This is a genomic window from Virgibacillus sp. 6R, assembly GCF_001895305.1.
GTDB lineage: Bacteria > Bacillota > Bacilli > Bacillales > Amphibacillaceae > Virgibacillus > Virgibacillus pantothenticus.
This window is the reverse complement of record NZ_CP017762.1, coordinates 1779635-1793667: the sequence shown is the minus strand read 5'-3', so window position 1 is coordinate 1793667 and position 14033 is coordinate 1779635. Positions and strand designations below refer to the sequence as shown.

Below are 14033 nucleotides of genomic sequence, written 5' to 3'. Positions count from 1 at the left end.
TGATGTAAGAACCTGGAAGGGAATGACCTACAAAACATGGAAAAACAACAAATTGGTGTTATCGGTTTAGCAGTAATGGGGAAAAACTTAGCATTAAATATTGAAAGCCGTGGCTATTCGGTTACCGTTTATAACCGTTCTGGCGATAAAACAGATGCTTTTTTGGACAATGAAGCAAAAGGAAAACAATTTAAAGGTACTAAAACAATCGAGGAATTTGTGGAATCACTGGAAAAACCACGAAAAATATTATTAATGGTAAAAGCTGGTGCTCCAACAGATGCGACCATTGAATCGCTTCTTCCATATTTGGAGAAAGGCGATATTTTAATTGATGGTGGTAATACGCTTTATGAAGATACGATACGTCGTAATAAGGCCCTTGAAAAATCAGGCATACATTTTATCGGCACAGGTGTATCAGGTGGAGAAGAGGGAGCGTTAAAGGGACCTTCCATTATGCCAGGAGGTCAAAAAGAAGCGCATGAGCTAGTAGCGCCAATTTTTGAAGCTATTGCAGCCAAAGTAGATGGAGCTGCTTGTACAACATATATTGGACCAGATGGCGCAGGGCATTATGTAAAAATGGTGCACAACGGTATTGAATATGGAGATATGCAGCTTATAGCAGAAGCGTACTTTATTTTAAAGCATGTGCTTGGAATGGAAGCAGACGAGTTGCATGAAGTATTTGCAGATTGGAATAAAGGCGAATTAGACAGTTATCTTATCGAGATCACAGCAGATATTTTCACCAAAAAAGATGAAGAAACTGGAAAACCATTAGTTGACGTTATTCTAGATACGGCAGGACAAAAAGGAACTGGAAAGTGGACAAGTAAAAACGCTCTTGATTTAGGTGTACCTCTTCCATTAATTACCGAGTCCGTATTTGCACGTTTTATTTCTGCCATGAAGGATGAGCGCGTACGCGCAAGTGAAGAGCTGCATGGTCCAGAGAAAAAGGAATTTACTGGCGATAAAAAAGAGCTTATTGAAGCGGTAAGAAAAGCACTATATATGAGTAAAATTTGTTCCTATGCTCAAGGGTTCGCACAAATGCGTGCGCAATCAGAAGAGAATGATTGGAATTTGAATTACGGTGAGATTGCGATGATCTGGCGCGGGGGATGTATTATTCGTGCACAATTCCTGCAAAAGATTAAAGATGCATACGAAAGAACACCGGATTTAGCTAATTTACTGCTTGATCCATATTTTAAAGAAATCGTAGAAAACTACCAAGACGCCCTGCGTGAAGTCGTCGCTATTGCAATTAAGCATGGAATTGCTGTACCAGCTTTTTCAAGTGCCATTGCTTATTATGACAGTTATCGTTCCGCTGATTTACCAGCAAACCTGGTACAAGCACAGCGTGATTACTTCGGTGCGCACACGTACCAACGAAAAGACAAAGAAGGCGTCTTTCACACAAACTGGTTTTAATGATTATTTTGATTAAAAAACCCCTCTACCACTTTGTTTGAGGGGTTTTTAGTGTGTTGTGTTAACAATTAAATTAGACCGCAACTATCCTTGCACTTAAATTATCATTTTGCCATGAAAAATAGTTTGAAAGTAGGTTAGCGAAATTTGACGAAAACTACTGCAAATGTCCTATTTTAACGGAGGGTTGCTTTTTATCCCGTATATAAGGTGCTGTACGACTCCCACTTCAGGAGTTGGATAAATCTGTACTGCAACAAGTCTAAGTGGGAGATAACAGCACCTAAATGCCCTGTTTCGTAAGCGGCCTTTAGGTCATACCATTACGGTACTAACAATCAGTAGAGGATGAATGAAAACCCCCACTGATTGAAGATTCACTTTATAGATTAGATGTCGTTTGTCATTTTATTTCCTAGGTTTTATTTTCTAATACTAGTAGGGAAAAAGGACTAACTGTGCGAACTACAGCGCATTTTTATTTTAAAAAACATATCATGCTTCTCCATCTTAATTGTGTCTATCCTTGAAATATCGCAGGAAAATCAAATATTTCTAAAAAAACATCAATTATATCACGAAAAATCTATCTTATGATTTTGTTCAGCACGTTGATATCTAGTCCATAAGTCTGGTGAAAAACTGTAGTTATTTGTCGAAAAGGACAAATCTTCTCTATTTGAATACAGGACTATTTACACTTCCTATATATTACCAACTTTAATATGATTTAATATATCAGAATATTTAGATTGAAATAGAAAGGGTGATTTTTCTGATGATACGGATCTAAAAAACAGTCATTATGACATATTATGTAGCCTTTTTGAACCTATGTTCCCTTCCTAATATTCTATCGTTCATAATGTTGTTCAAAAATTAACATTTTAATCCAAGGGGGAAATTGTATGAAGCTAAGATTGACCATTAAACGCTCTTTTATTATGTTATTTGTATTTTTACTTATGTTTAGCAGTTTTTCCACGGTGCATGCAGTGAAGCAATTACCTCAGATGAAAAATCAGCCAGACCTTACATCAGAAAAATTAAAAGAAACGAGTAATCCTAATAAAAAGGTCCGAGTCATTGTAGAAGTGGAAGATAAACCAGCAATAGAAATAGCAATAAAAAAAGGCATAATGTTTAAGCAAATGCCGAAAAATGAAAAGAAAAAATTGGAAAACGGCGCCAAGAAAAAACAAAAGTCGGTAAAAGAAGAAATGAAGCAGAAAAAAGTCGATGCAACCTATTACGAGGAATTTACAACGGTTGTCAATGGCTTTAGTGCAGAAGTGAAGCAAGGTGATCTGGAAAAAATTAAAGAAATGAATAACGTAAAAAAGGTTCATACCGTAAATGAGTACAAACGCCCAATTGCTATACCGGATATGAAATATAGTAAAGAATTAGTAGAAGCACAGCAGGCTTGGAGAGAATATGACTTTAAGGGGGAAGGGATGGTTGTTGGTATTATTGATACCGGGATTGACCCAACTCACCAGGATATGATGTTATCTGATGAACAAACTGCTGAACTAACAGAAGATGAAGTGGAACAGATCGTCGATAACGAATCGCTTCCGGGAAAATTTTATACAGAAAAAATCCCATATGGCTACAATTATATGGATAACAATGGTGAAATACGAGAAATACATGCTGGAGCAAACTATCACGGTATGCATGTTGCAGGTACTGTTGCAGCAAATGGAAATGAAGAGAGTAGCGGTGTTGTTGGGGTTGCTCCAGAAGCACAGCTGCTTGCATTGAAAGTGTTTGGAAATGACCCAGAAATGCAGTCTACTTTTGGCGATATTTATGTGAAAGCAATTGATGATGCGATTAAGCTAGGCGCAGACGCTTTAAATATGAGCTTAGGTTCGCCAGCTGGCTATGTCAATGATGATGCACCTGAGCAACAAGCTGTTTCTCGTGCTGTCGAAAATGGGGTACTTATGTCCATTTCTGCCGGTAATAATGCTTTATTTGGTGATGGATTTGCTTATCCTGATGCGGCTAATCCGGATTATGGTGTAGCAGGATCACCAGGTGTCTCTTCTGATTCACTCCAGGTTGCTTCATTTGAAAATACATTTATGGAAGTAGATAAGTTAACCTATACCATTGACGATCAAAAAGAGTCAGCAGCCTTTTTATCAGCAGGCAATACAAGTCCTGATGCCGATGGCACTTCCTTCCCTGTATTCGATGCTGGGCTTGGGTATCCTGAAGACTTTGAAGGAAAAGATCCAGAAGGAAAATATGCATTAATCCAACGTGGCGAATTGGCTTTTACGGATAAAGCGTTAAATGCACAAGCTGCCGGTGCTGCTGGCGTTATTATTTATAATAATACGGATGGGATTATCAGCATGGCTACCTCCGCTGAGATCACCATTCCGCAGTTATTTATGTTAAAAAGTGATGGCGATAAACTTGCAGCAGCATTAGCAGAAGAGAAGCCAGTGAATATCGTATTTTCCGGTGAAACGACCACGATTGACAACCCGGACGCTGGGAAAATGAGTGCATTCACTTCTTGGGGGCTTACGCCAAATCTTGACTTCAAGCCAGAAATAACCGCCCCGGGAGGGCAAATCTATTCTACATTAAACGATAATCAATACGGTTTAATGAGCGGAACATCGATGGCTGCACCGCATGTAGCTGGAGGTGGGGCGCTAGTTTTACAGCGTGTCGATGAGGAGTTTGGTTATGAGCAGGCAGACCGGATTCAGTTTGCCAAAAACGTCATAATGAATACGGCAGACCAAATACAGTTTGAAGAGGAACCAGTTTCTCCACGGCGTCAAGGCTCCGGTATCATGCAGCTTCATGCAGCACTAACTACGCCAGTTGTAGTTACAGAATCGAAAACAAAGGAAGCAAAAGTTGCACTAAAAGAGATTTCTGAGAACCGGGTTTCTTTTGAATTAACTGCAGAAAATTTCCAAGATACGGCTGTGAGTTATGATGTAACAGCAACTGCTCAAACGGATACAGCTGCAAATAGCAATGAAAATTTCGTTACGGCACCAAATCTTTTACCGTCTAACGATCTAGGAGACATTGTAACAATTAATGGGAAAGAACAGGCAACGATAGAAGTGCCTGCAAATGGGAAGACTACCTTTACCGTAACCGTTGATGTAAGCTCTGTTGATAACCAATTATCGGAAGTATTTACAAGTGGGTACTGGTTAGAAGGGTTTGTTAGGTTAACAGATCGAACAGACTCACATCCACAGTTAACTGTTCCTTATGTAGGCTTTAAAGGGAAATGGGACAAAGCATCGATTTTTGATCAACCAGTATGGGAAGAGGATTCATTTTATGGTATGACAGGGGTGGTCACTTCTACCGGTAAAGATGAAAATGGAGACATGCAGTATAACTATTTAGGAGAAGATTTAGCCACTGGAGAGATCGATCCTGAAAAAATTGCCTTTTCTCCGAATGATGATGGCATAAAAGATGATGCTCTGCCAATATTGTCATTTTTAAGAAATGCAAAAGAAGCGCGGTTTACCGTACTAGATGAACAAGGGAAAAAAATTCGTACCATCCGTTTAGAGTCAGGAATTAGAAAAGATTATTATGATTCCGGAAATGGAACCTATTATTCTATTTCTTCCGACAGAGTTTGGGATGGCAAGATTAAAGGAAAACCTGCTCCAGAAGGAAACTATTATTTACAGGCAGAAGCAAAAATCGATTATAAAGGCGCAGAATGGCAAACGTTGCAACTCCCAATAATTTTGGATACAACAGCTCCCAAAGTAGAAGCAACGTATAGCTTTGATGATGAAAAGCTTACGGTTTCAGCACAAGATGCTAAAAAAGGAAGTGGTGTTGCTTCTTGGGAGGTTTTTGTAAATAAGGAGCCTGTGCTGGAAGAGCCTTATGTGAATGGCGAAAAAGAGCATCCTTTATCGGATATAGATCCTGACGCAACGATAACGGTACGAGTACAGGATTATGCAGGAAATGAAACAGAGGTCAAAGCAGAGATGCAGGAGCCAGATAAAACTGCACCTGATTTACGCTTAATTACTCCAGAGAATCTAGGAGTGGATAATCAGCGAGAAGTTGTTTTCTCTGGTTATGTAACGGATAAATCTGGTGTGAAAGAAGTAACTATAGATGGCAAAAAAGCAACACTGGAGTTTAATAAAGAAAACAAACGCTATGAATTTTCCTTATCTGTTAAGCACAAAAAGGACGGATACTATTTCAAACATATGAAAGCAGTGGACAATCTTGGGAATGAAACGGAAATAGGACGCCGTTATTTTGTCGATACGAAGGAAGCAAAATTAAATATTAAAGGGAAAAAGAAAACAAAAGAAGATACGCTTACAGTAAAAGCGAAAGTGCGTGATAATTTTGATGATATAAACGTATTTGTTGATGGGGACCATGTTTATAAACACGAGCTTTCTGAACCTTACGGAAAAAATAGCTTCAACGAGCAAATAGAAGTAGAACTTGAATTAGAAGACGGAAAAAATGAATTTGAGTTTAAAGTCGTTGATTTAGCAGGGCATGAAACAGTTAAAACATATACTGTCACGAAACATGAGGATAGCAAAGAAGATGAAGGTGAAGAAGGGAATGAATTTGAGAATTTCTTCTCCTATCTGTTTTCAAAACTATGGATCATGTTCGGTAAGCTGTGGACGGTGTTTGGTTAAATGATATGGTGAGGACTCGGTGCTCTTTGGAGAGCCGGGTCTTTTTGATTTTATAGGAACCTATAAAATTAGGTGCTTGCGGCGTCATGGTTTGTATAAGAAAACATTCTCGGTCAAATAAACTGCCTTCGTTATGTGAAAAAATGATAGATGAAATTTATAAAACGATTTTTCTATTTGGAGATTGCAATGGATGATGCTTTTATTTGTATATTAATTGCGAAAAGTAGTAATTTATCGCAGTTAACTGGCTATAAGATCCCGAATTCAAGAATTCGAGGAAAAGACGAGAATTATAAGTGGGTGATCAACAGCAGTAAAAGTCCGATTCATTCAACTAACAATCCATGGGGGGTGAAGAAAACCCCACGGGAAGTCTCATTGTATAAAGTTTTAGCTAATCTTATATATGAAAAGGGAGAGAATGCATTTATGGAATTGGGGAATATATATTTGCAGGTAATTAAACGAAGGTTTGCGCAAATAAAGGAACAGGGAGATGGCACTTTTGAGCAGCTGGATGAAACAGATATACATTGGACATTTAATGAGGCTTCCAATAGTATTGCAGTAATTGTTAAGCATATGAGAGGCAATATGCTGTCAAGGTGGACAAACTTTTTAACGACGGATGGAGAAAAAAGTAATCGCCATCGTGATCAGGAATTTATAAATACGATTCAATCGAAACAAGAATTGCTTACTGTATGGAACGAGGGTTGGTCCGTGTTATTTGACGCATTGGAGCAAATATCAGCAGAAGATTTGCGAAAACATGTAAAGATACGAGAGCAGCCAATTCTGGTGCTAGAAGCTGTTGAAAGACAGCTTGCTCATTATGCTTCGCATGTTGGACAAATTGTATATATTGGGAAACAGCTGAAAGGTAACGAGTGGAAAAGCTTAAGCATTCCTAAAGGGAATTCAGCAGAATATTTACAGCAAATGAAGCAAAGATACGGTAAATAGTTGCTTTTAGTCTCTTTGAGAGGAAAAATTTACAGAATCAATCCGCTATTATTTTACCTGTAACTGGCAGTAACCCTTCCCTTCCACCTACGATGCGAAATCAGCAAAAAAGTAGAGAAAATCCAATCGCAAGTCAAATGCCTCATTTTGTCAGTGGTCTTTGAGTAAACCCATGTGGAAACTAATAATCAGTGGGAACAAAATATTCCACTGATTGAAGCTTCATTGGATAAATCGACCCCAAACAGGTTTAACCTATGCATAAAACAGGAATAGCAAAGAATACCGTTTATTTCATATAGCTGTGCATTTTGTATGATGAGGATGATAGAAAACGAGACTAAGCTATTTTAACACAATGGTAGCTTGTACAATAATCGTACAATGTACCAGCATTTTACAAGTAAGCATAATGGTAGGTTAATTTGATTTGAAAAGGGAGATCCGGTTTCATGGAGGAAAGAACGACACTAAAAAAATCTTTAAAGGCGCATTGGGTTTGGGCAATTGCTTTAGGTTCATCGATTGGTTGGGGGGCTTTTGTTCAACCTACAACATGGATGGCAACAGCAGGGCCTATGGGAGTTATTATTGGCTTAGCAATTGGTGCATTATTAATGATGGTAATTGCTGTGAGCTACGGGTTTTTAATTAAGAGTTTTCCAGTAACAGGTGGAGAATTTGCTTATGCATTTATTAGCTTGGGGCGCAAGCATGCATTTATTAGTGGTTGGTTTTTAACATTAGGATATATATGTATTGTCGCGTTAAATGCATCTGCTTTTGCTTTAATGCTTAAATTTGTTTTTCCTACACTTATTGAAAACTTCCCGCTCTATCAAATTGCTGGCTGGGATGTGTATGGAATGGAAATAATTATCGCATCCATCGCTTTAGGAGCATTTGGTTACTTTAATATCCGAGGAACAGGAATATCCGGACGTATGCAATTTATTTTTTGTAGCGTAATGATTGGAAGTATATTAATTATTACATGGATGGTCGGTGCTCAACCAGGGTCTGGCCTTGCAAATGTACAACCATATTTTCCATCCGACACGACTGCTTGGGCAGCGATTATCTCGATTGTAGCAATTGCTCCTTGGGCTTATGTCGGTTTTGATAATGTACCGCAAGCAGCTGAAGAATTTCATTTTTCTTCCAAAAAAGCATTTTCCTTAATTATTCTAGCAATCTTTTTTGCAGCAGTTTTATACAGCCTTATGATTTTAGCCACTGCTATGACACAGCCGTGGGAAGGTTTAGTAGCTGAAAGCAACGTATGGGGAGCAGGTGCCGCGATACAAGAATTACTCGGTACAATCGGTTTAGCACTTTTAGTAACTGCATTGACCATGGGTGTATTTACAGGGTTAAACGGTTTTATTATTTCTTCCAGTCGCTTATTATTTGCGATGTCACGAGCAAAGATATTGCCAGTATCATTTTCAAAACTTCATCCTAAATATAAAACCCCTTATATTGGGATCATTTTTACGGTCGTTATATCTGCGTTTGCACCATGGTTCGGCAGAGAAGCATTATTATGGGTAGTAGACATGTCTTCTGTTGGTGTAACCATTGCTTATTTTTATACATGTTATACAGCATTTACGTTGTTTAAAACAAAAAAAACAGCTTCATTTGATCGGAAAAAGCATATCGTATCGCCATTTAAAAAAATTATTTCAGGGGTCGGAATGTTTGCTAGTTTAATTTTCTTAGCATTACTGTTAATTCCTGGTTCACCAGCTTTTCTAGGACTCCAATCACAAATTGCTTTGGCAGTCTGGATTATGTTGGGGGTTGGCTTTTATTTTGTTAAACGCGAAGAATTTAATAAAATTCCGAAAGAAGAGTTAAATTATTTGATCTTGGGATCGAAAAAAATTGAAGCGAAAAACTGGAATTTATAAAATGCTAGAGAACTATTAAAATGTATCTTTTATTAAAAACTTAATAAAATTATGCTGTATCTAAAAGATGATTTCTGTATTGAACAGGAGTCATCTTTTTTAGATCTGATTGAGACATATATCACATATTTGTTTAATTTCGTTCATGAAAGTGAAGAAATATTACTTCGATAAGGAAAGATATGTTTAGAAATAAACAATGAACTTTGTCTTATATTCTAAGTGTATTTTCATAATGTTATGATTGAATATCTATTTCTAATTAAAAGTATTAATGAAAAATCTTAAAAATTTACAAATTCTTTACTTTTATCTAATATGCACTCAATATTCAATATCTATAATAGAACTAATCTAAAAATACATTCTTTAAATGAAAAGGAGAGTTATTTATGTCTATTAGAGGGATAGGACACAGGGGATATCCGGCTAAGTATCCAGAAAATACAATGTCTTCCTTTCATGCCGCTATTGAACTAGGTTTTACTCATATAGAGTTGGACGTTCACTTAAGCAAAGATGGTATTCCCGTTGTCATGCATGATTATAAAATAGACCGAATGACAAATGGAAGCGGAGAAATTAAAAACTATAATTTGGATGAACTGAAACAGTTCAAAATACATGAAAAAGAAACTATTCCAACATTAGAAGAGGTACTTTACCTAGCAAAAAATAAAGTTACTGTTTCCATTGAAATGAAGAATACTAAACTATACGATTCATTAGAAGAGAATGTATTTCAAGTAATACAACAAATGGAGATGCTTGATCAAGTTTACGTTATTTCATTTAATCATCATTCCCTTATGAAACTAAGAAGTCTATCTAAAGATATTAAAATAGGCCCCCTCGTAAATAAAATGAAACGCTCTCATTTCAGGCTTATTAATAAGCTAAATGCCGAGTATCTAGCGGTAAAACATGATGGAATAAGAGATAAATATGTTAAAAGGTTTGATGAGCTAGGTGTTCAGGTAGTTGCTTGGACAGTAAATAGTATTGAGCAAATGCAACGTTTTAACAAATATCCATCTATACTTATTACAACTGATGAATTGGAAAGGTACAAAAACTTTAAAAGCAGTAATGATATAACCGAATTTAACAAAGCTATCGTTTAAAAATAGAAAGTAATCATCTTTATCTTTCACACAGTTGCAAGTTATTAAGACGCGGTCATTTATTAAAGAAATAACAAGATGACAGCGTTGTTCTTCTGCAACTAAATATTTTTTCTGAACAGACAAGAGAGATAGAGTTAGTGTATGCAGGAGGATTCCTATGATTTATAGCGCGATTATTATATGTTTTGTTGCAGCAGTAATTTTAACACCCCTGGTTAAAAGTATAGCAATTAAAATTGGAGCAACAGATAAACCGAATTACAGAAAAGTGCATGAAAAAATAATGCCGAGATTAGGTGGACTCGCTATCTATGTCAGTTTTTTAATTGGATTTTTAGTGTTTTTACCAAACACGATTCATTACTTGCCTATTATGATAGGTGCAACAATAATTGTGTTTGTTGGAATTTTAGATGATTTATTTCAAAAATCGGCTAAATTCAAATTTATTATGCAATTAGTAGCTGCTACCATACCAGTTATTGGAGGATTCAAGATAGACTTTATAACGATACCATTTGCTGATCGAATTGAATTTGGTTTTCTTGCCATACCAATAACAATTCTTTGGATTGTTGCTATTACAAATGCAATTAATTTAATTGATGGATTAGATGGACTAGCAGCCGGGATTGCAGCTATTGCTTTCTTAACAATATCCGGCTTAGCAGTTTCTATGGGGAATATACCAATTGCATTAATTTCTTTTATGATGCTTGGTAGTACACTTGGATTTCTTATATTTAATTTCTACCCAGCAAAAATATTTATGGGTGACACCGGGTCCTTATTTTTGGGGTATATGATTAGTGTCATTGCAGTTACTGGTTTATTTAAAAATGTAGCTTTATTTTCGCTTTTAGTGCCTATCATTATTTTAGCAATTCCAATTTTAGATACTTTATTTGCGATTATTCGTCGTATTATACACAAAAAACCAATATCTGCACCAGATAAATCACATTTACATCATTGTATTCTCAAATTGGGATATACGCATAAGCAAACCGTCATATTAATTTATGGAATGAGCTCGCTATTTAGCTTAGCCGGCATCATGCTAAATCGTTCAGAAATGTGGAGTTCAATTATTATTCTCTTTTTAATACTGATAATAGTAGAGTTATTAGTTGAATTGACAGGAATAATCAGTGAGAGCTATCGCCCTTTATTAAAATGGTTAAAGCTAGAAAGAGTTAAATCAAGATAGGAAATTAAACAAGTTAGTAATTATTACTAAGCTTAATGACATAGATATGGTGATAGTAATGAATAATTTAAAGAAAAAATCATTAGATGAGATACAAATAGCAAGGGCTTTTGCTATTTTTGCTGTTTTAATTGTCCACTCTTCTTCAAGCGGAGTAACAAATATAGAACCAGATTCCATACTTTTTCCAATATACAATTTTTTTAATATTGCTGGGAAGTTAGGTACTCCTACGTTTATCATGCTCAGTAGTTTTGTATTGTTTTACAATTATTTTCCGAGAGAGGTAAATAGGGGATTAATAAAACGCTTCTATGTAAAACGACTGAAGTTTATTATAATTCCTTATGTTATATTCTCACTACTTTACTTTGTTATTAAAATGTATGTTTATTATGATTATCCAAACATATCATATGCAATTAACCGATTTTTGCTTTTACTAGCTTTAGGAAAAGCACATACACATTTGTATTTTGTGTTTATCAGTGTGCAATTTTATTTGTTATTTCCGCTATTGCTAGTGGTTTTTAAGAAGTCCCTTTTTTTAAGGAAATACGCTATTATTATTGGTTTAATTGTCCAGTGGATATGGGTTTTGCTAAATGATGCTTATTTCCATATTCCATGGAAAGGCTCAGTATCTTTATCTTATCTGTCCTTCTACTTTATTGGTGCATATCTTGGAATTTATTATACAGACTTAAAAAATAAATTTAAACAGCCATTTTTTAAAGATCGAATCATTATTCCTTTAAGCATTGGGTACGGTGTCATATTAATACTTTATACAGGATATATGTACTTGGTAAGAACTAATGTATTTCCAGCTATATCAGAGAATCTACCTTATCTTGTGGCAAGTTATTTAGGGGAATTCACTTGGGCAACTTATGCGCTATTTGCAGGTTTATTATTATTTTATTTAGCGCATATTACAAATAAAACCTTTAGTCCAAAAACAAAACTGTTTTTTATGGAAATTGGTGCAACTTCCTTTGGGATTTATTTAATCCACCCATTATTTTTAATGATTTTTAGACAATTTGTAAGTAGTGGATCACCAATCGTATATCATAGCTGGCAAGTAATTACATTTTTCCTTGTTACTTTTTTAAGCTGGTTTGTAGTACGACTTATTTTCCGAATAACTTCTTACTATTGGTTCATTTTTGGGAAGATGGAACAACCTCATCTGCTCTTTAAAAAAATTAAGAAGGAGGATGATGATCGTGTGCTTAGAAAGTATTCCTAAAACACTCATTATAGTACCTGCCTATAATGAACAAGATACTATTGGAAAGACTTTATCTAGCTTAGTGGAGCTAAAAGAGGAAATACGAAATTTAGAGATATGTGTTGTGAATGATGGCTCAACAGACCGGACAAAGGATATTGTGAGTACATTTGATGTAGTTCAACTAGATCTTTCACAGAATTTAGGAATTGGTGGGGCAGTCCAGACTGGTTACAAATATGCCTATAACCAAGGATTTGACATAGCAGTACAGTTTGATGCAGATGGACAGCATAAAACGAGTGATTTATTTGATTTAATCACACCAATTATAAATGATGAGGAAGATATGGTTATTGGTTCAAGATTTTTGCACAGAACAGATTATAAAGGAAGTAAACTAAGAAGAATAGGGATTTATTACTTTTATGTAATTTTAAAGTTATTAACTAAAAAAAGCTATACTGACCCAACTTCGGGATATCGCGCTATAAACCGTCATGTTATTGAATTGTTTGCTAATGATTATCCGAAAGATTATCCAGAGCCTGAGGTGCTGATGCATTTAAGCAGAAAAAAGATGCGAATAAAAGAAGTTACAGCCAATATGCAGGGACGACAAGGTGGTGAGTCTTCAATTACACCTTGGAAAAGCATTTATTATATGGGAAAAGTAACGTTGTCCATATTAATGCAATCAATTGTTAAGGAGTAATGAATTGATGGATATTACCATATTTAGCTTCATTATCGTATGTATTTTTTTTGTAATAGTGATTGAAGCGGTGAGGAGAGGTATTTTTGAAACGAAAGACTCCCTTATTTGGATTTTTACATGTATTGTTTTAGGGGTATTAAGTCTGTCTCCGGGTTTATTAAACTTTCTAGCAAAGTTCTTAGGCATTGTCTATGCACCTAGTTTACTTTTCTTATTTGGCTTACTATGTACGATAATTATGATTTTTGATCTAACGAAACGAATATCCAAATTAAATAACAAAGTCATTCTATTAACCCAGGAGCTTTCTTTATTAAAGCAGGACTACCAAAAACATTTAAATAAAACAAGTAAACAGAGGAAAGAAAACGCATGAATTACATATTGTTAGTTATCAATATATTATTATTAGTAAGCGGGCAGATGCTTTGGAAAGCGGGCATGGTTCAAATAGGGGCAATTAATCTGGATAGTATTTTACAAGTTGTGAAGTCTCCTTATATTATTGGAGGTGGCATTATCTATGTGTTTGCAACAGGCTTATGGCTCTATATTCTTTCAAGGATGCCATTTAGTATTGCATATCCTTTTCAGAGCTTAGCGTATGTGATCGGAGTAGTAATTGGGTATTTTATTTTTAAAGAAATCGTTACCCCTACGCAATGGACGGGAGCGGTAATTATTGTGATTGGAGTATATTTAATTGCGAGGTAATC

10 protein-coding genes are annotated in these 14033 nt (G+C 35.7%); all 10 read left to right on the top strand.

Annotated features, from left to right (window positions below):
* The first annotated feature begins 36 nt into the window (after positions 1-36).
* The 10 genes from gndA (at position 37) to BKP57_RS08145 (ending at position 14031) form a co-directional block, all read left to right on the top strand.
* Positions 37-1446, top strand: a complete 1410-nt coding sequence (gene gndA / locus BKP57_RS08190) for an NADP-dependent phosphogluconate dehydrogenase (protein ID WP_072741334.1) — start codon at positions 37-39, stop codon at positions 1444-1446.
* Positions 1447-2354: 908 nt separating this feature from the next.
* A complete protein-coding gene (locus tag BKP57_RS23225; RefSeq protein ID WP_072741333.1) occupies positions 2355-6140 on the top strand; it encodes a S8 family serine peptidase in 3786 nt (1261 codons plus the stop codon).
* 189 nt (positions 6141-6329) lie between these two features.
* Complete coding sequence (locus tag BKP57_RS08180; protein WP_311998092.1) at positions 6330-7109, top strand: DUF1572 family protein; 780 nt, start codon at positions 6330-6332, stop codon at positions 7107-7109.
* Positions 7110-7561: 452 nt separating this feature from the next.
* Positions 7562-9025 carry an APC family permease gene (locus tag BKP57_RS08175; RefSeq protein WP_072741332.1) on the top strand — a complete coding sequence of 488 codons (1464 nt, stop codon included), beginning with the start codon at positions 7562-7564 and terminating at the stop codon, positions 9023-9025.
* A gap of 392 nt (positions 9026-9417) precedes the next feature.
* Positions 9418-10149, top strand: coding sequence for a glycerophosphodiester phosphodiesterase (locus tag BKP57_RS08170; protein WP_050351017.1), 732 nt, complete (start codon positions 9418-9420; stop codon positions 10147-10149).
* A gap of 160 nt (positions 10150-10309) precedes the next feature.
* The gene (locus BKP57_RS08165; protein ID WP_050351018.1) at positions 10310-11362 is read left to right on the top strand and encodes a glycosyltransferase family 4 protein; all 1053 of its coding nucleotides are present in this window, start codon (positions 10310-10312) and stop codon (positions 11360-11362) included.
* Between the two features lie 46 nt (positions 11363-11408).
* Positions 11409-12617, top strand: a complete 1209-nt coding sequence (locus BKP57_RS08160) for an acyltransferase (protein WP_082240889.1) — start codon at positions 11409-11411, stop codon at positions 12615-12617.
* On the top strand, positions 12595-13314 hold the full coding sequence (locus BKP57_RS08155) for a glycosyltransferase family 2 protein (RefSeq protein WP_280528725.1): 720 nt from the start codon (positions 12595-12597) through the stop codon (positions 13312-13314). The genes BKP57_RS08160 and BKP57_RS08155 overlap by 23 nt, the downstream gene beginning before the upstream one ends.
* A gap of 7 nt (positions 13315-13321) precedes the next feature.
* Positions 13322-13693 carry a DUF2304 domain-containing protein gene (locus BKP57_RS08150; protein WP_050351021.1) on the top strand — a complete coding sequence of 124 codons (372 nt, stop codon included), beginning with the start codon at positions 13322-13324 and terminating at the stop codon, positions 13691-13693.
* Positions 13690-14031, top strand: coding sequence for an EamA family transporter (locus BKP57_RS08145; RefSeq protein WP_050351022.1), 342 nt, complete (start codon positions 13690-13692; stop codon positions 14029-14031). The genes BKP57_RS08150 and BKP57_RS08145 overlap by 4 nt, the downstream gene beginning before the upstream one ends.
* Positions 14032-14033: the final 2 nt, after the last annotated feature.